Source organism: Micromonospora thermarum (assembly GCF_012034245.1).
Taxonomy (GTDB): Bacteria; Actinomycetota; Actinomycetes; order Mycobacteriales; family Micromonosporaceae; genus Micromonospora; species Micromonospora thermarum.
In genome coordinates, this window is record NZ_JAATEO010000007.1 from 165,319 (window position 1) to 190,631 (window position 25,313).

24 protein-coding genes are annotated in these 25,313 nt (G+C 74.0%); 18 read left to right on the top strand and 6 right to left on the bottom strand.

Translation table 11 applies throughout. The annotated features are described in order from the left end of the window. Positions 1–104: 104 nt before the first annotated feature. The 11 genes from clpS (at position 105) to HCJ94_RS09075 (ending at position 8,464) form a co-directional block, all read left to right on the top strand. Positions 105–395 (top strand): ATP-dependent Clp protease adapter ClpS, encoded by a 291-nt coding sequence (gene clpS / locus HCJ94_RS09025; protein WP_155333799.1) that lies wholly within the window; start codon positions 105–107, stop codon positions 393–395. Positions 396–397: 2 nt separating this feature from the next. Beyond that, on the top strand, positions 398–892 hold the full coding sequence (locus HCJ94_RS09030) for a DUF2017 domain-containing protein (protein ID WP_205800949.1): 495 nt from the start codon (positions 398–400) through the stop codon (positions 890–892). A gap of 55 nt (positions 893–947) precedes the next feature. Next, positions 948–1,436: a M67 family metallopeptidase gene (locus HCJ94_RS09035; RefSeq protein WP_168000507.1), complete on the top strand. Its 489-nt coding sequence runs from the start codon at positions 948–950 to the stop codon at positions 1,434–1,436. A gap of 71 nt (positions 1,437–1,507) precedes the next feature. Beyond that, entirely contained in the window at positions 1,508–1,876 is a 369-nt protein-coding gene (locus HCJ94_RS09040) for a MoaD family protein (RefSeq protein WP_168000508.1), read from the top strand. A gap of 11 nt (positions 1,877–1,887) precedes the next feature. After that, positions 1,888–2,853 (top strand): PLP-dependent cysteine synthase family protein, encoded by a 966-nt coding sequence (locus HCJ94_RS09045; RefSeq protein WP_168000509.1) that lies wholly within the window; start codon positions 1,888–1,890, stop codon positions 2,851–2,853. A gap of 269 nt (positions 2,854–3,122) precedes the next feature. Next, a complete protein-coding gene (locus HCJ94_RS09050) occupies positions 3,123–3,869 on the top strand; it encodes an MBL fold metallo-hydrolase (RefSeq protein WP_168000510.1) in 747 nt (248 codons plus the stop codon). 95 nt (positions 3,870–3,964) lie between these two features. Beyond that, positions 3,965–5,110: a glycosyltransferase family 4 protein gene (locus HCJ94_RS09055; RefSeq protein WP_168000511.1), complete on the top strand. Its 1,146-nt coding sequence runs from the start codon at positions 3,965–3,967 to the stop codon at positions 5,108–5,110. A 49-nt stretch (positions 5,111–5,159) separates the two neighbouring features. Then, positions 5,160–6,380: a glycosyltransferase gene (locus tag HCJ94_RS09060; protein ID WP_168000512.1), complete on the top strand. Its 1,221-nt coding sequence runs from the start codon at positions 5,160–5,162 to the stop codon at positions 6,378–6,380. A 57-nt stretch (positions 6,381–6,437) separates the two neighbouring features. Continuing rightward, positions 6,438–7,163, top strand: coding sequence for a ribonuclease PH (rph, locus tag HCJ94_RS09065; RefSeq protein ID WP_168000513.1), 726 nt, complete (start codon positions 6,438–6,440; stop codon positions 7,161–7,163). Positions 7,164–7,266: 103 nt separating this feature from the next. Continuing rightward, complete coding sequence (rdgB, locus tag HCJ94_RS09070) at positions 7,267–7,881, top strand: RdgB/HAM1 family non-canonical purine NTP pyrophosphatase (RefSeq protein ID WP_168000514.1); 615 nt, start codon at positions 7,267–7,269, stop codon at positions 7,879–7,881. 364 nt (positions 7,882–8,245) lie between these two features. After that, entirely contained in the window at positions 8,246–8,464 is a 219-nt protein-coding gene (locus HCJ94_RS09075; RefSeq protein ID WP_168000515.1) for a hypothetical protein, read from the top strand. Between the two features lie 8 nt (positions 8,465–8,472). On the opposite strand, the gene hutH is transcribed toward HCJ94_RS09075, so the two are convergent. The 6 genes from hutH to HCJ94_RS09105 are packed head-to-tail and all read right to left on the bottom strand — an operon-like array spanning position 8,473 to position 16,314. Next, the gene (gene hutH, locus HCJ94_RS09080) at positions 8,473–10,008 is read right to left on the bottom strand and encodes a histidine ammonia-lyase (RefSeq protein WP_168000516.1); all 1,536 of its coding nucleotides are present in this window, start codon (positions 10,006–10,008) and stop codon (positions 8,473–8,475) included. Then, on the bottom strand, positions 10,005–11,204 hold the full coding sequence (hutI, locus tag HCJ94_RS09085) for an imidazolonepropionase (RefSeq protein ID WP_168000517.1): 1,200 nt from the start codon (positions 11,202–11,204) through the stop codon (positions 10,005–10,007). The genes hutH and hutI overlap by 4 nt, the downstream gene beginning before the upstream one ends. Continuing rightward, the gene (locus HCJ94_RS09090) at positions 11,201–12,553 is read right to left on the bottom strand and encodes a formimidoylglutamate deiminase (RefSeq protein WP_168000518.1); all 1,353 of its coding nucleotides are present in this window, start codon (positions 12,551–12,553) and stop codon (positions 11,201–11,203) included. The genes hutI and HCJ94_RS09090 overlap by 4 nt, the downstream gene beginning before the upstream one ends. Continuing rightward, complete coding sequence (locus HCJ94_RS09095) at positions 12,550–13,743, bottom strand: allantoate amidohydrolase (RefSeq protein WP_168000519.1); 1,194 nt, start codon at positions 13,741–13,743, stop codon at positions 12,550–12,552. The genes HCJ94_RS09090 and HCJ94_RS09095 overlap by 4 nt, the downstream gene beginning before the upstream one ends. A 22-nt stretch (positions 13,744–13,765) precedes the next feature. Further along, on the bottom strand, positions 13,766–15,451 hold the full coding sequence (gene hutU / locus HCJ94_RS09100) for a urocanate hydratase (protein ID WP_168000520.1): 1,686 nt from the start codon (positions 15,449–15,451) through the stop codon (positions 13,766–13,768). An 11-nt stretch (positions 15,452–15,462) separates the two neighbouring features. Beyond that, positions 15,463–16,314: a MurR/RpiR family transcriptional regulator gene (locus tag HCJ94_RS09105; RefSeq protein ID WP_168000521.1), complete on the bottom strand. Its 852-nt coding sequence runs from the start codon at positions 16,312–16,314 to the stop codon at positions 15,463–15,465. A 134-nt stretch (positions 16,315–16,448) separates the two neighbouring features. Here HCJ94_RS09105 and HCJ94_RS09110 point away from each other — a divergent pair, with 134 nt between their 5' ends. The 7 genes from HCJ94_RS09110 to HCJ94_RS09140 all read left to right on the top strand — a co-directional run bounded on the left by HCJ94_RS09110 (position 16,449) and on the right by HCJ94_RS09140 (position 25,301). Continuing rightward, positions 16,449–17,738 carry a hypothetical protein gene (locus HCJ94_RS09110; protein ID WP_168000522.1) on the top strand — a complete coding sequence of 430 codons (1,290 nt, stop codon included), beginning with the start codon at positions 16,449–16,451 and terminating at the stop codon, positions 17,736–17,738. A gap of 88 nt (positions 17,739–17,826) precedes the next feature. Beyond that, entirely contained in the window at positions 17,827–18,948 is a 1,122-nt protein-coding gene (locus tag HCJ94_RS09115) for a glycosyltransferase (protein WP_168000523.1), read from the top strand. Positions 18,949–19,054: 106 nt separating this feature from the next. After that, positions 19,055–20,269 carry a glycosyltransferase family protein gene (locus HCJ94_RS09120; RefSeq protein ID WP_205800917.1) on the top strand — a complete coding sequence of 405 codons (1,215 nt, stop codon included), beginning with the start codon at positions 19,055–19,057 and terminating at the stop codon, positions 20,267–20,269. 136 nt (positions 20,270–20,405) lie between these two features. Next, positions 20,406–21,560, top strand: a complete 1,155-nt coding sequence (locus HCJ94_RS09125; protein WP_168000524.1) for a glycosyltransferase family 4 protein — start codon at positions 20,406–20,408, stop codon at positions 21,558–21,560. Beyond that, positions 21,557–22,630 carry a glycosyltransferase gene (locus HCJ94_RS09130; RefSeq protein ID WP_168000525.1) on the top strand — a complete coding sequence of 358 codons (1,074 nt, stop codon included), beginning with the start codon at positions 21,557–21,559 and terminating at the stop codon, positions 22,628–22,630. Before HCJ94_RS09125 ends, HCJ94_RS09130 begins: the two co-directional genes overlap by 4 nt. Before the next feature lie 17 nt (positions 22,631–22,647). Beyond that, positions 22,648–23,712 (top strand): glycosyltransferase family 4 protein, encoded by a 1,065-nt coding sequence (locus HCJ94_RS09135; protein WP_168000526.1) that lies wholly within the window; start codon positions 22,648–22,650, stop codon positions 23,710–23,712. After that, positions 23,709–25,301, top strand: a complete 1,593-nt coding sequence (locus tag HCJ94_RS09140; protein ID WP_168000527.1) for a flippase — start codon at positions 23,709–23,711, stop codon at positions 25,299–25,301. Before HCJ94_RS09135 ends, HCJ94_RS09140 begins: the two co-directional genes overlap by 4 nt. Positions 25,302–25,313 lie beyond the last annotated feature (12 nt).

A 25,313-nucleotide genomic window follows, 5' to 3' on the forward strand; every position in this document is an offset into this window, starting at 1 on the left:
CGCCGCCTGGCGTCCCCGGTTCCGCGCCCGGTCGGGGCGCCGATCCGGGACCGGCCGGCGTTCCGGTTCCTCGGTTCCCCGGATCCGGTGGCACGATGGGGGGCATGGCGGCTCCGCAGGTTGCACCGGTCGAGACGCCGGACACCGACGAGGTGCCGGCGCCCGACCGGCCGTGGGTGACGATCGTGTGGGACGACCCGGTCAACCTGATGACGTACGTGACCTGGGTCTTCCAGAAGCTCTTCGGATACAGCCGGGAGAAGGCCGAGCAGCTCATGCTTGACGTGCACCACAAGGGCAAGGCGGTCGTCTCGAGCGGCGCCCGCGAACGCATGGAGCACGACGCGTCGCAGCTGCACGCGTACGGTCTCTGGGCGACGGTGGATCGGGCGTGAGCATGTTCCGGCGCCAGGGCGACCGCTACGTCGCCACCTTCGCGGTGGACGAGGTCCGGGTGTTGCGCAAGGTGGCCTCCGAGGTGGTCGGCCTGCTGACCGACGGGTTCGACCACTCCGACCCGGTGGTCGGGCGGCTGTTCCCGGAGGTCTACCCGGAGGACGCCGCGGGCACGGCCGAGTTCCGCCGGTACACCGAGGGCGACCTGAAGACGGCGAAGATCGACCAGGCCGGCGCGATCCTCGCGGCGCTGCCCGACGAGGCGGGCGGCGAGGTGCGCCTCGACGCCGAGGCGGCCGAGGCGTGGCTGCGGGCGATCAACGACGCCCGCCTGGCGATGGGCGTCCGGTTGGAGATCAAGGACGGCACGGACCTCGGTGCCGAGCTGGACGACGCGGTGGCCGAGGATCCGACGTCCAGCCGGGTGTTCCAGCTGTCGGTCTACGCGTACCTGGGTTACCTCCAGGAATCCCTGCTCAACGCCCTGATCGACTGATTCGTGACCGCCGCCACCTCGCAGGGCCGCGCGGGCAGGCGCTAGGCTGGTCGGCGTGCTGAGCATCGACCGGTCGATCGTCGACGCGATCGTCGCCCACGCGCGTCGGGACCACCCCGACGAGGCGTGCGGCGTGGTCGCCGGCCCCGCCGGCAGCGACACCCCGGCCCGGCACATCCCGATGGACAACGCCGCCCGCTCCATGACGTTCTACGAGTTCGACTCGATGGAGCAGCTGCGGGTGTGGCGGGAGATGGACGACCGGGACGAGGAGCCCGTCGTCATCTACCACTCGCACACCGCGACCGAGGCGTACCCGTCGCGTACCGACATCTCCTTCGCCGGCGAGCCCAACGCGCACTACCTGCTCGTCTCCACGCGCGAGCCCGAGACCGAGGAGATCCGCTCCTTCCGGATCGTCGACGGCGTGGTCACCGAGGAGCCGGTCCGCATCCTGGAGCCGGGGGTGGACCCGCACGCCGTGCAGTCCTACATGTTCGGGCAGAGCCCGGCGACGGTCGACTACGAGTGTTCCGGCCGCTGAATCCAGCGCCGTAACACCCTGTCACGTCCCGTCACCATTTCGGCACACCCGACTCAAGGAGCACGACAATCATGGCCATCGAGGTCCGCATCCCCACCATCCTGCGCAGCTACACCGGCGGCGCGAAGGTCGTCGAGGGCGCCGGCGACACGCTGGGCGACCTGCTCGCCGACCTGGACTCCCGGCACGCCGGCCTGAAGGCCCGGCTGGTCACCGAGACCGGCGCGCTGCACCGCTTCGTCAACGTCTACGTCAACGACGAGGACGTCCGCTTCCTCGGCGCGCTCGACGCCAAGCTCAACGACGGCGACAGCGTGACGATCCTGCCGGCCGTCGCGGGCGGCGCGTTCGGCTTCGCGGCGGCAGCCGCGATCGCGCAGCACAGTGCGGCGGCGGGCGCCACGCGCTCCGCGCGTGGCGCGTCGGTCGCCGCCCGCTGAGGGCGGTCGTCATGGCGCGGTACGACAGCCTCCTCGACGCCTGCGGCGGCACGCCCCTGGTCGGGCTGCCCCGGCTCTCGCCGACGGTGCCCGACGGGGCGCCGCCGGTGCGGCTGTGGGCCAAGCTGGAGGACCGGAACCCGACCGGCAGCATCAAGGACCGGGCGGCCCTGTTCATGGTCCGGGCGGCCGAGGAGGCCGGCCGGCTCCGGCCGGGTGACACCATCCTGGAGCCGACCAGCGGCAACACCGGCATCTCGCTGGCCATGGTGGCGAAGCTGCGCGGGTACCGACTGGTCTGCGTGATGCCGGAGAACGTCTCCACCGAGCGGGTCCAGCTGCTGCGAATGTACGGGGCGGAGATCATCTTCTCGCCGGCGGCGGGTGGCTCGAACCAGGCGGTCGCCACGGCGAAGCAGATCGCCGCCGAGCACCCCGACTGGGTGATGCTCTACCAGTACGGCAACGAGGCCAACGCCCGCGCCCACTACGAGACCACCGGTCCCGAGCTGCTGCACGACCTGCCCACGATCACCCACTTCGTGGCCGGTCTCGGCACCACCGGCACGCTCATGGGCACCGGGCGCTACCTGCGCGACAAGGTCGAGGGCATCCAGGTCGTCGCGGCCGAGCCGCGTTACGGCGAGCTGGTCTACGGGCTGCGCAACATCGACGAGGGCTACGTGCCGGAGCTGTACGACGCCACCGTGCTGACCCGGCGCTTCTCCGTCGGGACGCGGGACGCGGTGCTGCGTACGCGCCAGCTCGTGGAGGTGGAGGGCATTTTCGCCGGTTTCTCCACCGGCGCGATCCTGCACGCCGCCCTGGCGGTGGCGCACGAGGCGGTCCGCGAGGGTCGTCGCGCCGACGTGGCCTTCGTGGTCTGCGACGGCGGCTGGAAGTACCTGTCGACCGGGGCGTACGGCGGCACTCTCGCCGACGCCGAGGACGCCCTGGAGGGCCAGCTCTGGGCCTGACCGGACGAGCACCGCGAACGGGGCGCCGGACGACCGTGCCGGCGCCCCGTCGCATCGCGGTGTGTGCACCCGGTGTGGCCGTACCGGTTGGTTCGGCGGGGCGCGCACCGGGAGCGGGTGTCACGTTCGTGACATCTTCCGGCGGATGATTCATGCGTTCGCGTACGCGAGCGTAGGCTGCGCAGCGTGGCGTACGCGTCGGTAGAGATCATGTTCCGCGGAGAGACGGCCGGCGCGGCAGCTACGCAAAGTGACAGCGAGACAACTCGATGCGACTGACCGTCCTGGGCTGCGCGGGGAGCTTCCCCGGCCCCGAGGCCCCCTGCTCGGCGTACCTGGTCGAGGCCGAGGGCTTCAAGCTCCTGGTGGACTTCGGTTCCGGGTCGCTGTCCACCCTCCAGCGGTACGCGGGGCTGCACGCCCCCGACGCCATCCTGCTCACCCACCTGCACTGCGACCACATCCTCGACGCCGCGTCGTACGTGGTCGTGCGCCGCTACGCCCCCGACGGCCCGTACCCGCCGCTGCCGGTGTACGCCCCGGCCGGCGCGCCCGACCGGCTCGCCGCCGCGTACGGGCAGGAGGACACCACCGTCGAGGACGTCTACCAGTTCTACGCACTCCAGCCGGGGACCTTCCCGATCGGCCCGCTGACCGTCACGGTCGACCGGGTCAACCACCCGATCGAGACGTACGGGGTGCGGCTGGAGCACGGCGAACGGGTCCTCTGCTACTCGTCGGACACCGCGCCGTGCGACGCCCTGCTGCGGCTGGCCCAGGACGCGGACGTGTTCCTCTGCGAGGCTAGCTACCTCGACGGGGTGGACAACCCGCCGGACCTGCACCTCACCGGCCGGGAGGCGGGCGAGGCGGCCACCAAGGCGGGCGTCGGCCGGCTGCTGCTGACCCACCTGGTGGCGGCCTGGGGCAGCGAGGCGCACACCGTCGCGTCCGCGTCCGCCGCGTACGCCGGTCCGCTCGAGGTCGTCCGGCCGGGCGCCAGCTACGAGATCTGACACCCGCCCGCGCGGGGCCGCTCTTGCCGAACTGTTCGCCGGGCGGTCAATGTCCCGTCGTCTGGCGCACCCGTGGCACCCGCACGGTGAGGGGCATGCGCATCGCCATCGTCACCGAGTCGTTCCCGCCGGACGTGAACGGTGTCGCACACTCGGTGGTCCGGGCGGCGGAACACCTCGTCGCCCGCGGCCACGAGCCGGTGGTCGTCGCGCCGGCGCCGCCCGGGTCGCACCGGCACGAATCCGACCGGTACCCGTACCCGGTGGTCCGGATCCCGAGCGTCCCCCTGCCGCGCTACCAGGGCTTCCGGCTGGGCGTACCCACGCCGGCCCGGCTGGCCGGCGCGCTGCTGTCGTACGCCCCGGACGTCGTCCACCTGGCCAGCCCGTTCGTCCTCGGGGCGCGGGCCGCGGCGCTGGCCGTGCGGCACGGCATCCCGACCGTCGCCGTCTACCAGACCGACGTCGCCTCGTACGCCCGCGCGTACCGGGTCGGCTGGGGCGAGGCCGCGGCCTGGCGCCGGCTCCGCGAGATCCACAACTCCGTCAACCGCACGCTCGCGCCCTCCACCCGGGCCGCCGCCGACCTCATCGCGAACGGCGTGCAGCGGATCTGGCTGTGGCGTCGCGGTGTCGACGCCGAGCGGTTCCAGCCGGCGAAGCGGTGCGAGGACCTGCGGCGCACCCTCGCGCCCCACGGCGAACTGCTGGTCGGGTACGTCGGCCGGCTCGCCCCGGAGAAGCGGGTCGACCTGCTCGCGGCCACCGCCGCCCTGCCCGGCGCACGGGTCGTGGTGGCCGGGGACGGCCCGGCGCGCCGGCAACTGGAGAAGGCCCTGCCCGACGTGACGTTCCTCGGCGTGCAGCACGGCGAGGACCTCGCCCGCCTGTACGCGAGCCTCGACGTCTTCGTGCACACCGGACCGCACGAGACCTTCGGCCAGACGATCCAGGAGGCGCTGGCCAGCGGCGTACCCGTGGTGGCCCCGGCCGCCGGCGGGCCGGTCGACCTGGTGGAGACCGGGGTGACCGGGACGCTGGTGCCGCCGGACGACACCGACGCGCTGGCCGGCGCCGTCGCCGCGCTCGCCGCCGACGGGTCGCGCCGGCTGGCGTACGGGCAGGCGGGCCGCGCGGCGGTGAGCCGCCGGAGCTGGACGGCGGTCGGGGACGAGCTGATCGGCCACTACCAGGCGGTGCGGGCGGGCGCGGCGGCGCTCGACCTGCCGGCGGCGTCGTGACCGGGCGACGTCCCGTCCGGCGGCGCGGCGGGGCCCGGACGGTGCCGTCGTGAGCGGCCTGCGGATCGTCCGGCTGGCGAACTTCGTCACCGGTCGCTCCGGCGGGCTCCGGACGGCGCTGCGCCACCTCGGTACGGGCTACCTGGCGGCCGGCCACGACCCGGTGCTGGTGGTGCCGGGGCCGCGGGACGCCGACGAGCGGCACCCGTGGGGGCGGGTCATCACCCTCGCCGGCGCGGAGGTGCCCCGGACCGGCGGGTACCGGCTGCTGACCGACCGCCGCCGGGTCGCCCGCGCGCTGGCCGGGCTGGCACCGGACCGGCTGGAGGTGTCCGACCGCTCGACGCTGCGCTGGACCGGCGTCTGGGCACGGGCGCACCGGGTGCCCTCGTTGATGGTCTCCCACGAGTCCCTCACCGGGCTGCTCGGCGAGTGGCGGGTGCCGCACCCGCTGCGGCGCCGGGTCGCCGACCGGCTCAACCGGGAGACCGCGCGGTCGTACGACCGGATCGTCTGCACCACCCGCTGGGCGGCCGAGGAGTTCGACCGGATCGCCGCGCCGGTCGAGCTGGTGCCGCTCGGGGTGGACCTGGACACGTTCCGGCCGGACCGGGCGGACGCGGCGCAGCGCGAGCGGTACGCGGACGCGACCGAGGTCCTGCTGGTGCACTGTGCCCGGATGTCGGTGGAGAAGCGGCCGGAGCTGGCCGTGGACGCGCTCGCCGAGCTGCGCCGCGCCGGCGTGCCCGCCGTCCTCGTGATGGTGGGGGACGGGCCGCTGCGCCCGGCGCTGGTCCGGCGCGCCGAGGGGCTGCCGGTGACGTTCACCGGTTTCCTGCCCGACCGGGAGGTGGTCGCCGCCCTGCTCGCCAGCGCCGACGTGGTGCTGGCACCCGGGCCGGTGGAGACGTTCGGCCTGGCCGGGCTGGAGGCGCTGGCCTGCGGCACCCCGGTCGTGGTGAACGCGGCCAGCGCCCTGCCGGAGGTGGTCGGCTCGGCCGGGCTCGCCGCGTACGGTTCGGCGGCGTCGCTGGCCGAGGCGGTACGGCGGCTGCTCGCCCGGCCCGAGGAGGAGCGACGGCGGGCGGCGCGGGCCCGGGCCGAGGAGTTCGGCTGGCCGGCGTCGGTGGCCGGCTTCCTGCGGATGCACGGCGCGCCCGCGCCCGCGCCACGCCGGTCCGGGAACGTGGCCGGCCCGGAGCAGCCGGCACGGGTGGTCGGCCCGCCGGAGGAGCGGCCGCCGGCGAGCCCCGCGGCGGCGGCCGCCTGACGCCGGGTCGGGACACCCCGGGGCGCTTCGATCACGGCACCACATAGGGTGCAGGGCATGGCGCGACCTGACGGGCGGCTGCCCGACCAACTCCGACCGGTGACCCTGACCCGAGGCTGGAGCACGCACCCGGAGGGTTCCGTGCTCGTGGAGTTCGGCGCGACCCGGGTGCTGTGCACCGCGAGCGTCACCGAGGGGGTGCCGCGCTGGCGCAAGGGCTCCGGGCTCGGCTGGGTCACCGCCGAGTACGCGATGCTGCCCCGCGCCACGAACACCCGCTCCGACCGGGAGAGCGTGAAGGGGAAGGTCGGCGGGCGGACGCACGAGATCTCCCGCCTGATCGGCCGCAGCCTGCGGGCGTCCATCGACCTCAAGGCACTCGGCGAGAACTCCGTCGTGCTCGACTGCGACGTGCTCCAGGCCGACGGCGGCACCCGCACCGCCGCGATCACCGGCGCCTACGTGGCGCTGCACGACGCGGTGACCTGGCTCGGCCAGCGCAAGGCCCTCGCCGGCAAGCCGGAGAAGGTGATGCACCGCTCGGTGGCGGCGGTCAGCGTCGGTGTCATCGCCGGTGAGCCGCGGCTCGACCTCAACTACGACGAGGACGTGGCCGCCGAGGTCGACATGAACGTGGTCTGCACCGGCACCGGCGAGTTCGTCGAGGTGCAGGGCACCGGTGAGGCGGGCGTGTTCGCCCGCGAGCAGCTGGACGCCCTGCTCGACCTGGCCGTCGCCGGCTGCGTGGAACTGGCCGAAGCCCAGCGGAAGGCACTCTCGTGAGCGCGAGGAGCGAGCATTCCGGGGCGGCTCGCGTGGGACGCGGCCGAGCCGGAATGCTCGTCGAGCTTGCGAGCCCCGCAGTCGCGAACAGAGGTGTTTCAGCATGAACAAGGTCCTGCTCGCCACCCGGAACCGCAAGAAGCTCACCGAGCTGCAGCGCATCCTCGACGGCGCGCTGGGCGCCCACCGGATCGCCCTGCTCGGCCTGGACGACGTCGAGGAGTACCCGGAGCTGCCGGAGACCGGCCTCACCTTCGGCGAGAACGCGCTGATCAAGGCGCGGGAGGGCTGCCGCCGCACCGGCCTGCCGACGATCGCGGACGACTCGGGGCTGGCCGTGGACGCCCTCAACGGCATGCCGGGGGTCTTCAGCGCCCGCTGGGCCGGGCGGCACGGTGACGACCAGGCCAACCTCCAGCTGGTGCTGGACCAGATCGCCGACCTGCCGGACGAGCACCGGGGTGCCTCGTTCGTCTGCACGGTGGCGCTGGTGCTGCCCGGTGGGAAGGAGCACCTGGTCGACGGCCGGCAGTCCGGCCGCCTGCTGCGGGCGCCGCGTGGCGACGGCGGCTTCGGCTACGACCCGATCTTCCTGGGCGACGGGCAGGACCGCACCAACGCCGAGCTGACGCCGGAGGAGAAGGACGCGATCAGCCACCGGGGCAAGGCGCTGCGGGACCTGGCCAAACTGGTGGCCAAGGTCCTCCCGCCGGCCTGAGCCGGCGTCCGCGTGGCAGGCCCGGCGGTCACCACGACTCGGTGACGAGGTCGCCGAGTTCCTCGACCCGCGACGCGGTCCCCGGTCCCCAAGATGGTGACCATGCGTTCCGCCTGGGCGACGGTCACGTGCCGGCCGCGCGACGTCGCCGTGGCCGGGTCCGGGGTCTCCGGCCAGAGGCGGTTTCCCGTGCCGCGGTCCCGCGAGAGCTGGTGGGTGACCTCCAGGAAGTCGCGCCGGCGTCGGCCGTCGGCCGCGCCACGTCCCCGTGCAACCGCCGGACCAGGGCCGTCGCCGCGTACCGGTCGACGGTCATGGGCGGGATCTCAGGGTCGCGATCAGCCGGTCGCCCTCGCGCCGTACGGTGACCGAGCCGGCGTCGGTGGTCAGGCGCACGTGGGTCGCCGCCGGCATCCACGGCAGGTGCAGAGCGGCGATCCGTCGTCTCGGCGATGATCGCCGCTGCCGGCAGGTCCGCCAGGGCGACCTGTCGCCGGACGAAGGAGCGGACCTCGTCCCGAAGGTCCTCCTCGTCGAGGTGCTGATCGGCGATCATGGCGTGGAAGCTAACACCAGTGACTGACTGTCCGATCAGGCCAGGGAACCCACCTCGCGTTCGATCGCGGCGCGCAGGTCCGGCGCGGCGACCACGGCGCGGGCGGCCTCCATCACCGGAGCGAGGAACACGTCCGGGCCGGGCTCACCGGCGACGCCACCCAGCGCGGCGATCGCGGCCCGACCGGCCGGGGACGGCTCCAGCGGCGCCCGCAGCTGGAGGCCACGCACCGCGGCGAGCAGCTCCACCGCGAGCAGGCTGGTCAGGTTGTCCAGGACCGTACGCAGCTTCTTCGTCGCCGCCCAGCCCATCGACACGTGGTCCTCCTGCATCCCGCTGGTGGGCAGCGAGTCCACCGAGGCGGGCGCGGCGAGGCGGCGGTTCTCCGCGACGATCCCGGCGGCCGTGTACTGGGCGATCATCAGCCCGGAGTTCACCCCGGCGTCGGGGGAGAGGAAGGCGGGCAGGTCCCGCGACCGGGTCACGTCGAGCAGCCGGTCCACCCGCCGCTCGGCGATCGCCCCGACCTCCGCCGCGGCGACGGCCAGGAAGTCCGCGCCGAAGCCCAGCGGCGCGCCGTGGAAGTTCCCGGTCGACTCGACCCGGCCGTCCGGCAGCACCACCGGGTTGTCCACCACCGAGACCAGTTCCCGGTCGGCCACCTGGCGGACGAAGTCGAGGGTGTCGCGGGCGGCGCCGGCGACCTGGGGAGCGCACCGCATCGAGTACGCGTCCTGCACGGCGTGCGCGAGGTCGTCGCGGTGCGAGTCCATCACCGCCGAGCTCTGGAGGAGCCGGTGGATGTTGGCCGCCGAGGCGGCCTGCCCGGGGTGCGGGCGGATGGCGTGCAGCTCCGGCAGGAAGGGCCGCTCCGAGCCGAGCATCGCCTCGATGGCCAGGGCGGCGGTGACGTCGGCCATGGTGAACAGGTGCGCGGCGTCGTGGATCGCCAGCAGCAGCATGCCCAGCATGCCGTCGGTGCCGTTGATCAGCGCCAGCCCCTCCTTGGCGGCCAGCTCGATCGGCCGCAGCCCGACCCGGCGCAGGGCCTCGTCGGCGGGGATGCGCTCGCCGGCCGGACCGAGCACCCACCCCTCCCCGAGCAGCACCAGGGCGCAGTGGGCGAGGGGTGCCAGGTCACCGGAGGCACCCAGCGAGCCGTGCTCCGGCACCCACGGGGTCACCTCGTGGTTGAGCAGGTCGACCAGCGCCTCGGCGACCAGCGGCCGGACGCCGGAGCGGCCGAGCGCGAGGGAGCGTACCCGCAGCAGCATCATCGCCCGCACGACCTCGCGCGGCATGGGCGCGCCCACCCCGGCGGCGTGCGAGCGGATCAGCGCGTGCTGGAGTTCGGCACGCCGCTCGGGCGCGACGAACGTGTTGGCGAGCGCCCCGAAGCCGGTGCTGACGCCGTAGACCGGCCGGCCGGCGGCCTCGATTCCGTCCACGATGGACCGGCTGGTGGCCATCGCGTCGATCGCCGCGGGGTCGAGGACTACCTTGGCGGTGCCACGGGCCACGGCGAGCACGTCGGCGGGGGAGACCCCGGTGGGCTGGATGACTACGGTCATTGCGGTACTCCGTTGTGCAGGACCTGGCGGATCAGTGGGACTCCCGGCCGGTAGGCCAGGTGCAGATGGGACGGGGCGTCGAGGATCATCAGGTCGGCCCGCGCGCCGGGTCGCAGCCGACCGACGTCGTCGCGGCGCAGCGCCCGCGCGCCGCCGGCGGTCGCGGCCCAGACGGCCTCCGCCGGAGTCATCCGCATCTCGCGTACGGCGAGTGCGATGCAGAACGGCATCGAGGACGTGTACGACGACCCGGGGTTGCAGTCCGTCGCGAGCGCCACGGTCACACCGGCGTCGAGCAGCCGACGGGCATCCGGGTACGGCGACCGGGTGGAGAACTCGGCCCCGGGCAGCAGCGTCGCCACCGTCGCGGTGTGTCTCCCCTCGGCGCACATGCAGTCGATCCGGGTCGACGCCAGCGCGTCGACGTCGGCGTCGGTGAGGTGGGTGCAGTGGTCGACGCTGGCCGCGCCCAGCTCGACCCCGAGCCGCACACCCGGCCCCGGGCCGAGCTGGTTGGCGTGCACCCGCACACCCAGCCCGACTGCCTGCCCGCAGGCGAGGATCGCCCGGGCGTGGTCCACGTCGAAGGCGCCCCGCTCGCAGAAGACGTCGACCCAGCGGGCGTACGGTGCCGCCGCGGCGAGCATCGGCCCGCACACCAGACCCACGTAGTCGTCGGGGCGGTCGGCGTACTCGGCCGGGACGACGTGCGCCCCGAGGAACGTGGTCTCCTCGCTCACCTCGGCGGCGATCCGCAGGGAGCGGGCCTCGTCGGCGACGGTGAGGCCGTACCCGCTCTTGATCTCGATGGTGGTGGTGCCCTGCCGCAGCGCCTCGCCGCGCAGCCGGCGTACGGTGGCCCGCAGCTCGTCGTCGGAGGCGGCGCGGGTGGCGCCGACCGTGGTGCGGATGCCGCCCCCGGTGTACGGCTCGCCGGCCATCCGGGCGGCGAACTCGGCGGCCCGGTCCCCGGCGAAGACCAGGTGGGCGTGGCTGTCCACGAAGCCGGGCAGCACCGCCGCCCCCTCGGCGTCGATCCGCCGGTCGGCGGCCGGCGCGTCCCGGGCCGGGCCGATCCAGGCCACCAGGCCGTCCTCGACCAGCAGCGCGGCGTCCCGGCGGAGGCCGAGCGGCCCGGCGCCGCCCTCGGAGTTGGTGACCAGCTCCCCAATGTTGTCCACCAGCAGGCTGCTCACGAGGTCACCTCCGCGATGGCGGCGCGCAGCTCGGTGGGCACGTCCACGGTCAGGTGCCGGCCGTCGCGCACCACGACCCGGCCGTCCACCACGACCTGGGTGACGTCGGCCGCGCTCGCCGCGAAGAACGCCCCCACCGGCGGTACGCCGGCGGTGCGGGCGCCGTCCAGTCGTACGGTCACCAGGTCGGCCCGGTCGCCGACCGACAGCCGGCCGGCGTCGCCCCAGCCCAGCGCGGCGTGCCCGGCGGCGGTGGCGGCGGTGAACAGCTCGTCGGCGGTGAAGTGGCCCCGCTTGCGGGTGCGCAGCCGTTCGTCCAGCTCCACGGCGCGCGCCTCCTCGAAGAGGTCGACCACGGCGTGGCTGTCGCTGCCGAGGCTGAGCGGGCTGCCCGCCTCGGCCATCCGGCGTGCCGGACCGATCCCGTCGGCGAGGTCCCGTTCGGTGGTGGGGCAGAGGCAGATCCCGGTCCCGCTGTCCCCGAGCAGTGTCACGTCGGCGCTGGTGGGATGGGTGGCGTGGACGGCGGTCGTGTGCCGGCCGAGGACGCCGCGGTCGGCGAGCAGGCGGGTCGGTGAGCAGCCGTGCACGGCCCGGCAGGCGTCGTTCTCGGCGGGCTGCTCGGAGAGGTGCACGTGCAGCGGCACGCCCCGGCGGTCCGCCCAGCCGGCCACGGTGGCCAGTTGGTCGGCCGGCACCGCGCGGACCGAGTGGATCGCCGCGCCGACCCGCGCGTGCGCGTTGTCCGGCGTGAACGCGTCCACCCGCTGCGCCCAGCGCAGCGCGTCGCCGTCGCCGAAGCGCCGCTGGGGGCCGACCAGCGGCTGCCCGTCCACCGTCGCGGTCAGGTACGCGGTGTCCAGGAGGGTGAGCCGGATGCCGGCGTGCGCGGCCGCCTCTACCAGCGCCGCGCCCATCGCGTTCGGGTCGTCGTACGGCTTGCCGCCCGGCCCGTGGTGCAGGTAGTGGAACTCGCCGACGCAGGTGATCCCGGCCAGCGCCATCTCGGCGTAGACGGCCCGGGCCAGGGCCAGGTACGAGTCGGGGTCGAGCCGACCCGCGACCGTGTACATGACGTCGCGCCAGGTCCAGAAGTCGCCGCGCCCGCCGTGGGTCCGCCCGCGCAGGGCCCGGTGGAAGGCGTGCGAGTGGGCGTTGGCCAGGCCGGGCAGGGTGAGCCCGGGCAGCCGTACCGCGTCGGTGAGGACCTCGACCCCGGCGGGCGGCCGGCTACCGGCGGTCAGCGGGGTGACGCCGGTGATCCGCCCGTCGTCGGTCTCGATCAGCACGTCGGGCGTGGGTTCGGCGTGGTCGGGCAGCCAGGCGTACTCGGCGAGCCAACGGGTCATGTCAGCTCCTCCAGCACCCGGGCGAGGGCGGTCACCCCGGCGGCGCAGTCGTCGTCGGTGGCCGACTCGGCGGGGGAGTGCGAGACACCGGTCGGGTTGCGCACGAAGAGCATCGCCGTCGGCAGGTGCCCGGCGAGCACTCCCGCGTCGTGACCGGCCCCGGTGGGCAGCACCGGCGCGTCGAGCAGCGCCGCGAGCCGGCCGGCCAGCCCGCCGTCGAACGCGACCAGCGGGGTCGCCGACTCCTCGGTTAGCGCCACCTCGGTGCCGTCGCGCCGGGCCCGCTCGGCAGCCTTGCCGTGGACCGCCTCGACCAGCCCGGCGAGGGTCTCCGGCTCCGCCGCACGGGCGTCCAGCCAGCCGGTCACCTTCGACGGGATCGCGTTGGTGGCGTTCGGCTCGACCGACACCCGCCCCACGGTGGCGTGGGCGCCGCGCAGCCGGGCCTCCTTGTTCGCGGCGAGGACCGTGAACGCGTACGTGAGCATGGGGTCGCGGCGGTCGGCCATCCGGGTCGTGCCCGCGTGGTTGCCCTCGCCGGTGAAGTCGAAGCGCCAGCGGCCGTGCGGCCAGATCGCGCTGGCGACCGCGGCCGGCGCGTCCTGGTCGACCAGCGCGCGGCCCTGCTCGACGTGCAGCTCGACGAACGCCGCGAAGCGGCCGAGCAACTCCGGCCGGGCGCCCGCCGGCCGGGCGCCCAGCGCCTCGGCGAAGCTCACCCCGTTCATGTCGCGCAGCCCGGCCGCGCGGTCGGCCGGCAGCGCCCCGGTGAGCAGGCGCGACCCCAAGCAGGGTACGCCGAACCGCGCCCCCTCCTCCTCGACGAACGCCGCCACCGCGACCGGCCGGGTCGGCGTGACGCCCGCCGCGCGCAGCTCGTCCACGGCGAGGAAGGCGCTGACGATGCCGAGCGGGCCGTCGTACGCCCCGCCGTGCGGCACCGAGTCGAAGTGGCTCCCGGTCAGCACCGCGTCCCCGGCCTCCGGGTCACCCCACCAGGCGAACAGGTTGCCGTTGCCGTCGTCGATGACCGGCATGCCGCGCCGCTCGGCCTGCGCGTGGAACCACCCGCGCAGGCGCAGTTCCGGCTCGGTCAGCGCGTACCGCAGGTACCCGCCGCTGCCGGCGTCCCGCCCGACCGGGGTGATCTCGTCCCACAGCTCCCGGAACCGGGTCGCCAGGTCACTCACGCCGCCACCTCGCTCCGCTCCCTCACGCCGGCCCCTCGGCCATCGGCACCCGCACGCCGGTGCGCTCGGCGACCTCGCGGGCGTCGTCGTAGCCGGCGTCGACGTGCCGGATGACGCCCATCGCCGGGTCGTTGGTGAGCACCCGCTCGATCTTCTGCCCGGCGAGGGCGGTGCCGTCGGCGACGCAGACCTGGCCGGCGTGGATGGACCGGCCGATCCCGACGCCGCCGCCGTGGTGGATGGACACCCAGGACGCCCCGCTGGCCGTGTTGACCAGCGCGTTGAGCAGCGGCCAGTCGGCGATCGCGTCCGAGCCGTCGGCCATCGCCTCGGTCTCCCGGTACGGGCTGGCGACGCTGCCGCAGTCCAGGTGGTCGCGGCCGATGACGACCGGCGCGGACAGCTCACCGGAGGCGACCATCTCGTTGAACCGGACGCCGGCCTTGTCCCGCTCGCCGTAGCCCAGCCAGCAGATCCGCGCCGGCAGGCCCTGGAAGGCCACCCGCTCGCCGGCCATCCGGATCCACCGCGCGAGGGACTCGTTCTCCGGGAACAGGTCGAGGATCGCCCGGTCGGTGGCGGCGATGTCGGCGGGGTCGCCGGAGAGCGCGGCCCACCGGAACGGGCCCTTGCCCTCGCAGAACAGCGGCCGGATGTACGCGGGCACGAAGCCCGGAAAGTCGAACGCCCGCTCGTAGCCCCCGAGCCTCGCCTCGCCCCGGATCGAGTTGCCGTAGTCGAAGACCTCGGCGCCGGCGTCGAGGAAGCCGACCATCGCCTCGACGTGCTTCGCCATCGACGCGCGGGCCCGGTCGGTGAACTCGGCCGGCTTGGCCGCCGCGTAGTCCCGGGCATCGGCCAGCTCGACCCCCTCCGGCAGGTACGACAGCGGGTCGTGGGCGCTGGTCTGGTCGGTGACGATGTCGATCGCGACGCCGCGCCGGAGCAGCTCGGGGAAGACGGTGGCGGCGTTGCCGACCACGCCGACGCTCAGGGCCCGGCGCTCCCGCTTGGCGGCCAGCACCCGCTTCACCGCGTCGTCGAGGGAGTCCGCGACCTCGTCCAGGTAGCGGTCGTGCACCCGGCGCTCCAGCCGGGTGCGGTCCACGTCGACGATCAGGCAGGCGCCGCCGTTCATCGTGACGGCGAGGGGCTGCGCCCCGCCCATCCCGCCGCAGCCGCCGGTCAGCGTCAGCGTCCCGGCCAGCGAGCCGGCGCCGACCTGCTGCCCGTCGCCGCGGGCGCCGGCGAGCTTGGCCGCGACCGCGGCGAACGTCTCGTAGGTGCCCTGGAGGATGCCCTGCGTGCCGATGTAGATCCAGGATCCGGCGGTCATCTGCCCGTACATCGTCAGGCCGAGCTGTTCGAGGCGGCGGAACTCCGGCCAGGTCGCCCAGTCGCCCACCAGGTTCGAGTTGGCCAGCAGCACCCGCGGCGCCCACTCGTGGGTGCGCATGACGCCGACCGGCCGGCCGGACTGCACCAGCATCGTCTCGTCCTCGCGCAGGTCGGTGAGCGTCCGCACCAGCGCGTGGTACGACGGCCAGTCCCGCGCGGCCTTCCCGGTGCCCCCGTAGACCACCAGGTCCTCGGGGCGTTCGGCCACCTCCGGATCGAGGTTGTTCATCAGCATCCGAAGCGCGGCCTCCTGCGGCCAACCACGGGCGGTGCGTTCGGTGCCGCGCGCGGCGCGGACGGGCTGCGTCATGGGAACTCCTCCTAACCGAGGAACAACTGACGACGGGCGGCGGAGGCTTCGAACGCCTCCAACCGGCGTTGGCTCTCGGCGGGTGCGGCGTCGCAGATCGCCTGGAGCAGCACCATGGCCAGGGTCATCGGGGCGGTGTGCAGGTCGAACACGAGCTGGGCGCCGACGGCGGCCGGGAGGACCACGTCGGCGTGCTCGGCGGCCGGGCTGACCGGCGAGTCGGTGATGGCGACGACGGTCAGTCCGGCGTCCCGGGCATCCCGCAGGGCGTCCAGGGTCTCGCGGGGGTAGCGGGGGAGCACGAAGGCCAGCAGGGCGCGCGCTCCGGCCTCGGCGGCCTGCTCCAGGCGGTCGGCGAGCAGGCTGCCGCCGTCGTCGAGCACCCGCACGTCCGGGTGGACCTTCGCCGCGAAGTACGCGAAGTACGCGGCGAGGGGTGCGGCGGCGCGCAGGCCGAGCACCGGCAGCGGGCGGCTCGCGGCGAGCAGCCGCCCGGTGTCGGCGATCCGGTCCCGGTCGGCGAGCTGGCCGGCGAGCCGGTCCAGGTTCCCGATCTCGGCGCGTACCGCCTGCTGGAGCTCGTTGCCCGCGTCGCCGCCACCGTCGGCCGAGCCGACGGTCAGCTCGCGGAGGCGGCGGCGCAGGGCGGGGTAGCCGTCGTGGCCGAGCGCCATCGCGAACCGGGTGACCGACGGCTGGCTGACCCCGGCCAGTTCGGCCACCTCGGCGGCCGACAGGTACGCCACGGCCGGGCCGTGCTGCACGAGACAGTGCGCGATCCGACGCTGCGTGGGGGTGAGGCGGACCCCCTGGAACAGGTCCAGCACCCGGTCCTCGGGAGCCACGACAGTTCCGTCATTCATGAGGTGACTCTATGCATGAAAACTTTCAGGAAGCAACCGGCGGTCCGGTCCGTAAGTGGAGGGCCGGCCAGGGCCCGCCGCGCTCGACGCTGGTCGGTACTATCCGCACGGCGGTTCGACGGAGGAGTGCGCGTATGCAGCCGGAAGGCCCGTACAGGTTCACCCACGCGCTGGGCGGGTCTCCGGTGGGGAAGGCCTGGGCGGCGATCGACGACCAGGGCCGCTTCGTCACCGTGGCGGTGCTGGACGCCGCCGTGGCCACCGCGCCGGGCTGGCGGGAGGCCTTCACCGGCGTCGCGAACTCGCTGGCGCAGGCGCCGGATGGGCTGCCCTACACGTACGCCGACTTCGCGGCCGACGCGCCCTGGGTGGCGTATGCGGCCGAGGTGGGCCCCGGCGCGGAGAAACTCTTCCGGGCCCTCGGCGTGGAGTACACCCCGGTCCCGACGGCCGTGTCCCCGACCTCCGCCCCGCCGTTCTCCGCGCCGCCGCAGCCGGTGTCCGGGGCGCCCGGGTCGGGCCCGGCGCAGGCGCCGTGGGCGCCGCAGGCGAGCGGCGTCGCCGGTCAGCCGGTGTCCGCGGCCCCGCACCCGATCTCGGGCGCTCCGGCCTCGCCGGTGGCGCCGGAGGTCGCGCCGGCGCCGTCCCCGCGCAGTCCGGTCCCGCACAGCGCGCCGGCCGACGTCCCGTCCCGCGACCCGTTCGCCTCGCCGGTCCGCCGCATCACGCCCTCCGAGCCACCCCGTCGGCGGGCCGGTCTCTGGATCGGGATCGCCGCGCTGGTCCTGGTGGTGCTCGCGAGCGCCGGTGGCGTGGCAGTCTGGTCGGGCTCGGACGACGACCCGACGCCGCCGGTGGCGGCCAGCAGCAACCCGGTGCCGCCGGCGGTGCCGACGGCACCGCCCCAGTCACCGGGCATCGAGCCGCCTAAGCCGGGCGCCTGGCCGACGCAGTGGCCGAGGTTCACCGAGCGGGACCGGGTGCGGACGCTCACCGACCTCGAAGGCGTCGGCTTCCCGGTCAAGGTCCCGACGAACTGGAAGTGCACGCTCGCCGCCCGTGCCGACGGGTTCGTGAAGCACACCTGCGGCAACTCGGCGTCGGGCAGCGAGATGACCGGCGGCGAGCTGATCGTGCGGAACTGCCCCGAGCCGTGCAGCGAACAGTGGCAGAACGCCATGCGTGCCGTCGAGGAGGCCTGGGGCGCGCAGTGGATCCGCAGTGGCCAGTACGCCAGCTACGCGGAGCAGATCATCGAGGTCGACGGTGCGAAGCGACACGGCCTGGTCGTCGTCGCCTACTTCCGTAGCGGCGAAGCAGGGCTGGTCAACCGCCAGGTCGTGGTCCGGATGACCTCCCCCGTGCCGGAGGCCTACCAGCTGCGGCGCTTCGCCAGCTACATCCGGGACGTCGTCGTCTTCTGACCGCGTCTGTGGGGACACGTCACCGTTCAGTCCGAATTCCTGTTCCAGCGACCGCGACCGGGCGACCGGCCGTGTAGGGGAAAGCCCGATGAGCCTCACCTCGTCCACACCAGATGCCGCGCTCCGGCCCCTCGCCGACCATTCCGTCGCACTGATCCACGAGTGGTTTGGTGCCACCGGTGGTTCTGAGCAGGTCTTCCTCAGCATGGCCGAGGTCGTGCCGCACGCGGACCGTTTCGTCCTCTGGAAGGACGACGACGCCACGGCGGACCAGGAGATCCACGAGTCGTGGATGGCGAAGACCCCGCTGAAGCGCAACAAGGCCCTCGCGCTCCCGCTCATGCCGTTGACCTGGCGGACACTGACCCGCAAGAAGTACGACTTCGTCATCTCGTCGAGTCACGCCTTCGCGCACACCGTCAAGATCGGTGACCCGGAGCAGACCCGCCACCTGAGCTACGTGCACTCACCGGCCCGCTACGTGTGGAGTCCCGACCTGGACCAGCGCGGCGGGAATGCCATGCTCGCGCCGATGCGCGCCGTGCTTCAGGCCGGGGACCGGCGGCTGAGCCGGCACGTCCACAGCTACGCGGCCAACTCGCTGGAGGTGCAGGCCCGGATCCGCCGCTTCTGGGGACGCGACGCCCGGGTGATCAACCCGCCGGTCGAGGTGGACTACTTCGGGGCGGCCCCGCCGGAGGTGCGGAACCAGGATCGTCGCTACCTCTTGGGCGTCGGCCGCTGGATCCCGTACAAGAACTTCGACCTGATGATCGAGATCGCCGCGGCGGCCCGTCTGCCGCTGGTGATCGCCGGCGGCGGGCCGGAGGAGGAGAACCTGCGCCGCCTCGCCGCCCGCGCCGACGTGCCGGTCGAGTTCGAGTTCCGGCCGTCGACGGAGCGGCTCCGCGAGCTCTACTGGGGCGCGATCGCGCTGCTCTATCCGGCGCTCGAGGACTTCGGCATGATCCCGGTGGAGGCACAGGCCTGCGGTACGCCGGTCGTCGGCTGGGCCCGCGGCGGGCTGCTGGAGACCGTGGTCACGGGCGAGACCGGCTTCCTTCTCAACGCCGCCGACCCAGCCGCGTACGTGGACCCCATCCGGCAGGCGGCGCACCTGTCCGTATCGGCGACCATGGCCAACGCCCAACGGTTCACCCCGCAGGCCTTCCAGGCGAACATCGCCGCCTGGTTGGCCGACGAGGCGTAGCCGGCCAGGACGCCCCGCCGGCGGCCGCGTCCCCAGTATTGGCTTCCCCTGCCGACTCCCTTAATCTTGCGCCGGGCTCAGAGCACTGCGAGCTGGAGATGACTTTATGGTGACGGCATCAGTGCCGGAGCAGGCCCGACTCGGCGACGTTCCGGTGGCGAACGTGCTGATGTTGGGAACGGCGGAGTGGGACTCCCCGATCGCGACCAACCAGCACTACGTCGCTCGTGAACTGGCTCGTACCAGCAAGGTGACGTTCGTCGAGTCGCTGGGCCTGCGTCGGCCCAAGCTCCGGCGGGACGACGTGGTCCGGATGGCCTCGCGGGTGCGGAGGGCACTGGGCGACCGGGAGGAGGCCCCGGCGCAGCGACCCCGCCCGGCCGGCGCGGAGATCGTGTCGCCGCTGGTGCTTCCGGTGCACCGGACGCCGACGTTCCCCATCAACCGGGCCCTCCTCCGGAGGGCCACGAGCGACTGGCTCGCGAGCCCGCGTCCGCGTGTGCTCTGGACGTTCACGCCGGTCACGTACGGCCTGGAGGCCTCGGCGGACGTCGTCATCTACCACTGCGTGGACCTGCTGGCGACCTTCCCCGGCGTGGACGGCGTCGCCGTTGGCCGCGGTGAACGGTCCCTGTCGTCGCGCACGGCGGTCGCCATCGCCACCAGCAAGGCGGTCCAGGACCACCTCGCCGACGCCGGCTTCCCCCGGATCGAGCTGCTGCCGAACGTCGCAGACGTGTCGGTCTTCACGGCGGCGAGCCGGCCGGCGGGCGAGCGCCGTCCCGCCGTCCTCTTCTCCGGGAACCTCACCGTTTACAAGCTCGACATGCGGATCCTCGAGTCGATCGCCACCGCCCTACGCGGGCGCGGTGAGCTGCTGCTGGCCGGTCCGCTCGCGGCTGGTGGGGGCAGCTTCGACGCGGAGCTGCGACGTCTTGAGGAGCTGGGGGCCCGCCATCTAGGCGTCCTCACGCCCGCCCAGCTCGCCGAGGTCGCCGGCACGTGCGCGGCGGGGCTCATCCCGTACGAGATCAACGACTACACGCTGGGCGTCAGTCCGCTGAAGTGCTTCGAGTACCTGTCCTCCGGCCTGGCGGTGCTGAGCACGGGGCTTCCGTCGGTGACCGAGCTGGCGCGCGCCAACTCGCACGTGACGGTGGCCGGTGGCGACGACTTCGCGGCGCGGCTGGTGGACCTGCTCCAGCCGGTCACCGACACCGTCGTGACCGACCGGATGGCGAGCGCGGCGGAGCACGGCTGGGAGGGGCGTGGCGTGCTGCTGCGCACGCTGCTGGAGACCGAACTGGCCCGCAGGCGATAGCGGGCCATGAGCAATGATCGCCGACCGCGTCGCGGTCGAACACGGGGATGTCGGGTGGTTCGGGCATGAGCGAGCAGATCATCAGCCTCGGCGCCCTGGTGCTCCAGGCCGCCACGGAGCGCGGCGGAGCGCCGGCATGAGCCGGGTCCTGGTGGTGAGCGTCGAACCGCCCTGGCCGGCGCAGCACGGCGGGCGTATCCGGACGGCCAGGGTGGCCGAGGCGCTGAGCCGTCACGTCGAGGTGCTGGTCACGTTCCCCGACCACGGCACCCGGCAACCGGACCCGCCGGTCGAGACCCGCCCGCTGCCGTGGTCGCCGCCGTCGGCGGTCCGCACCCGGGCGTCCGGCCGGCCCCACCTGGGCGGGCACTACATGGTGCCGGTCGCCGACTCCCTCGGCACGCTCTGCGCCGAGTTCCGGCCCGATGCCGTGTACTGGTCTCACTCCTACCTGGCGGCGTGGGGGCCCGCGGCGTCCCGGCATGTGCCGCACATCGTCGAGTTCGCCAACATCGAGAGCCACCGCCTCCAGACACTGGTGACGTCGGCCCACGGATGGCAGCGGATGGCCCGTCGCGCCGAGGCGACCAAGGCGGGCTTTTGGGAGCCCCGGGTCGCCGCCCGTGCCGCCCTCTGCGTCGCGCTCTCCCAGCCGGACCTGGACGTGCTGCGCGGGTGGACCCGTCACGCCGTCCTCGCTCCGAACGGCGTGGACATCCGGCCCTACCACCCGTCGCCGCCGGACGGGTACGTCCTCGCGCTAGCGTCGTACGACTACGAGCCGAACGTGCTGGCGCTGCGGACGCTGGTGCGGGACGTCTGGCCTCTCGTCCGCGCCGAGTCCCTCGAGGCCCGGCTCCTCATCGCCGGCCGGCGGAGCGAGGCGCTGGCCCCCGACTTCGGCGGTGTCCCCGGGGTGACCGTCTTCGGCACGCTCGACGACGTGGCGGCGGCTTACTCCGGAGCCGCGGTGACGGTCGCGCCGGCCACCACCGGGGGCGGCTCGCAGCTCAAACTGACCGAGTCGATGTCACGGGGCCGGTCGGTCGTGATGACCCCGTTCGCCGCCCAGGGCCTGCCGGACGCCGTACGGGACGCCGACGCCTACTGGGTGGGCGACGAGCCGCATTCCTTCGCGAAGGCGGTTGTCGACGCGCTGCGGAACCTGCCGGCGCGCCACGCGCGGGAACACACCGGGTGGCAGCGCTGCGAGGCGCTCGGCTGGTCCCGGACGATCGGTCCGGTGGTCGACTCCGTGGCCGGCCTCGCCGACCGGAAGGCGGCGTCGTGATCCGCCGCGTCCACCTCATCGAGTCGGGCGGCCGGGGCGGGGTCTTCAACCACTCCGTCGAGGTCGCCGCCGGCCTGGCGGACCTCGGTGTGGACGTCGTCGTCCACACCGCCGACGACTGCGACCAGGCGCCCACCCCGGTACGCCTGTGCCGGTGCATCACCTGGCACCGTGCCTCCGCCAACCGGGTCGTCCGGCAGGCGAGAACGTCGGCGCGGTACGTCCTGCGGACGTTGCCGCACCTGCGCCGGGTGATCGACGCGCGGGACGTCGTCCACATCCAGGGCATGTTCGCGCTGACCCCGGAACTGCTCTCGGTGGCCCGGCACCGCGCCGCGACCGTCGTCACCAGCCCGCACAACACGTTCGTCCGGTCGAACGCCCCCGGCGGCGGCCGCGCGCTGCGCAGCGCACTCGAGGGCTCCGACCGGATCCTCGTCTACTCCGAGGCCGACCGGCAGAAGCTGCTCGACCGAGGCGTGGCGAACGTCGCCCGGGTTCCCCTGGTGCAGTGGACCCCGCCCCCGGCGCCGGCGCTCGTAGAGCGCTGGCGTGCCGAGCTGACGCCGGACGGGGGCCCGCTCGCCCTCCTGCCCGGTCAGGTCCGCGCCGACAAGAATCCGGAGCTGTTCGTCCGGGTCCTGGCGGAGCTGCCCGACTGGCGGGGAGCGGTGGTCGGCGAGGACCTCGGGCTGGGCCGACAGGTGGACGCGCTCATCGCGCAGACCGGGGCGCCGGTGACGACCGCCTATCGCTACCTGGACGTGGACGAGTTCACCGCGCTGGTCGCGGCGGCCGACGTCGTCGTCGCCCCGTACGGGGTCGCCAGCCAGTCCGGCGTCCTGGCGGTGGCGGCCCGGCTCGGTGTGCCGACGGCCGTCGTGCCGTGCGGCGGTCTGGGTGAGCTCGCCACCGCCGTCGCCCGGGACACCAGCGTCGGGGCGGTGCGGGACGCCGTCGTGGCCGCGTACGAGACCGGCGTGAAGCCGCTCGACACCGCGGACGCCGCCGGCCGGTTCCTCCACGAGTACGCCGTCGCCCAGCAGAGCCGCATTGAGGCCCGGAAGTGAGGACCACCTTGTCCACGTTGACCGTCACGATGGTCTCCGTCTCGGACACCGCCGGTGGCGCCGAGGCGCACACCGTCGCGCTCGGGCAGGGGATGCGGCAGCGCGGCCACGACGTCCTGCTGTACGGCCGGTGCCCGGGCTGGGAGGAGCACGGCCTCGGCCGGCGGGAGATCGCGCTCGGGCCGAAGTGGTCGCGCCGGACGATGGCCTCCGGCATCCTGCGGGTGCCTCTGGAACGGCGCCGGACGCAGGAGATCGCCGACTCCTCGATCTACTACATGCAGTTCAAGCGGGAGCAGATCGCCCTGACGGCCCCGTTGTCCCGCCGCGCGCCGGTGATCTGGACCGAGCACGGGCGGTGGATGGGCGGCGCTGCTGGCCGACTTCTCCTCGCGGGCTACGCGCGCGCCGCCGAGCACGTCTCCCGGGTGGTCTGCGTCAGCGAGGCGGTGGCCGACGACCTCGCACCGGTGGTCGGGCGGGACAAGCTCGTCGTGGTGCCCAACGCGATCGACACCCGGTGCTACGCCGCCCCGCCGGCGGCGACGCGGACGGCACTGCGCGAGCGCCTGCTCCCGAGCCGGTTCCACGACCGGCGGGTCGCGATCATCGCTGCGCGGCTGCATGGAGCCAAGCGGCACGACCGCGCGATCGCGGCGGCGCTGGCCAGCGGGAGCGCGCTGGTCGTGGTTGGCGACGGGCCCGACCGGGAGCGACTGGAGCGGCTCAGCGGCGACAGTGCCGACGTGCACTTCACGGGTCATCGGGACGACGTGCCCGACCTTCTCGCGTCCGCCGACTTCTACATCTACTGCGGCGCGGAGACCGACGGCACGCCGACCTGTGTCCTCGAGGCCGCCGCCGGGGGACTGCCGATCGTGGCGTTCGAGGGCGATCCCGGCACCGAGCTGGTGCCCCGGTGCGGTGGCCTAGTGATCGCGGATCCGGCGGAGCTGACGGCCGAACGGGCGGCCGCTCTCCTGGACGTGGGGGGCAGTGGCGTCGCGTACGTCGAGCAGCGGCACGGCCGCGAGACCTGGCTGGACGCGTACGAACAGATCTTCGGGGAGTGCCTCCGGTGACCTGGCCCGGACGGCCGACCGAGCCGGGGGACCAGGACACCATGGTGCTACCCGTCGTCCCATCCAGCCGCGGCACGACCGGCTGGGCGGCCGGCACGACGGACCAGGACACCATGGTGCTGCCCGTCGTGCCGGCGGATCCGGCCCCGACCGGCGGGACAGCCGAACCGGGGGACGGCTCGCGCTCGGCGCGCGGGCTCAGCATGGCCACGGCCGTCTCCCTCGGGCTCCGGCTGCTGGGCATGGTCGTGGGCATGGCGACCACGTCGGTGCTCGCCCGCTACCTCAACCCCGACGGGTACGGCGTCTTCGCCCTCGCCCTCACCCTCGGCGTGGCGGCGGCGCAGATCGCCGACATGGGCACCACGATCACGGTGAGCTCCCGGATCGCCCGGGAGAAGGAGTTCGCCGGCCGCATCCTGAGCACCGGGCTGGCTATCCGTACGTCGATGGCGCTGGCCGCGACCGTCGCGCTGCTGGTCGGGGCCACCCAGGGGCTGTTCGGTGAGTCCAGCGCGGTCGTCAGCGTCGTCGCGATCGCGACACCGCTGTCCGCGGCGTCCGTCCTCACCGCCGGGGCGACCGCGCGTTTCCGTCCCGAGGTGTCGGCCATTCTCGCTCTCGTCCAGGGCGTCCTCTGGCTGGTCGCGGTCGTCGTCATCGCGCAGACCGGCGGCGACCTGGTCCTGCTCGCCTGGTTCTTCGTCGCCGTCGTCACGGTGCAGACCGGCATCGGCGTGCTGATCAACCGGAGGCTGGTGCCCCTCGGCCGGCCGTCCTGGGCGGAGGCGGGCCGGATCTTCGCGCTGAGCTGGCCGCTCGCGATCAGCTCGCTCGCGGTGATGGCCTACTACCGCCTCGGCTCGGTGATCCTGTTTCACCTCCAGGGCGCCGCCGAGGTGGGCTACTACTCCGCCGCCTACAAGTTCCTGGACGTCGCCCAGCTCGGGCCGGTCATGCTGGTGGCTCCGCTGCTGCCGATCGTGGCGACCAGCATGTCCATGGACGCCCACCGCCGAAGCCTGATCTTCAGCCTGGCGGCCCGGACCGGTGTGGTGATCGGCGCCGGTACGGCGGTCCTGCTGATCGCGCTCGCTCCCGCCCTGGTCGCGTACCTCTACGGTGACGACTTCGGCCCGGCGGTCACGCCGCTGATGCTGCTCGCGGTGGCTTTCGTGGGCGTCACCCTCGGCTACGTCGGCACGACCATCTGTTCGGCGCTCGGTGTCGTTCGGCCGATCGCTGTACTGACCGTCTCGGTGGCGGCGGTCAACCTCGCGGCCCAGTTCTGGGCGTGCCTCCACTGGGGTGCGACGGGTGCGGCGGCGGTCGCGGCCGGCACCGAGCTGGTCATCGGCGTCGCGACCTGCCTGCTGGCCGCCCGGGCGATGACGGCGCGGCTGCCGATACGCGAGGTGGCAAGCGTGTTCGCCGCCGGGACCGTCACGATCCTCGTGCTGTGGCTGGTCCGGCTCCCATGGCCGGTCGAGGCGGTGCTGGCCGGCGGCACGTTCGGTGCGGCGGTGCTGGTCTCGCGGGCGCTCACTATGGCCGACCTCAAGCGCGTGCTGTCCCGAAAGGCCCTCTGAGCCCGCTGCCGG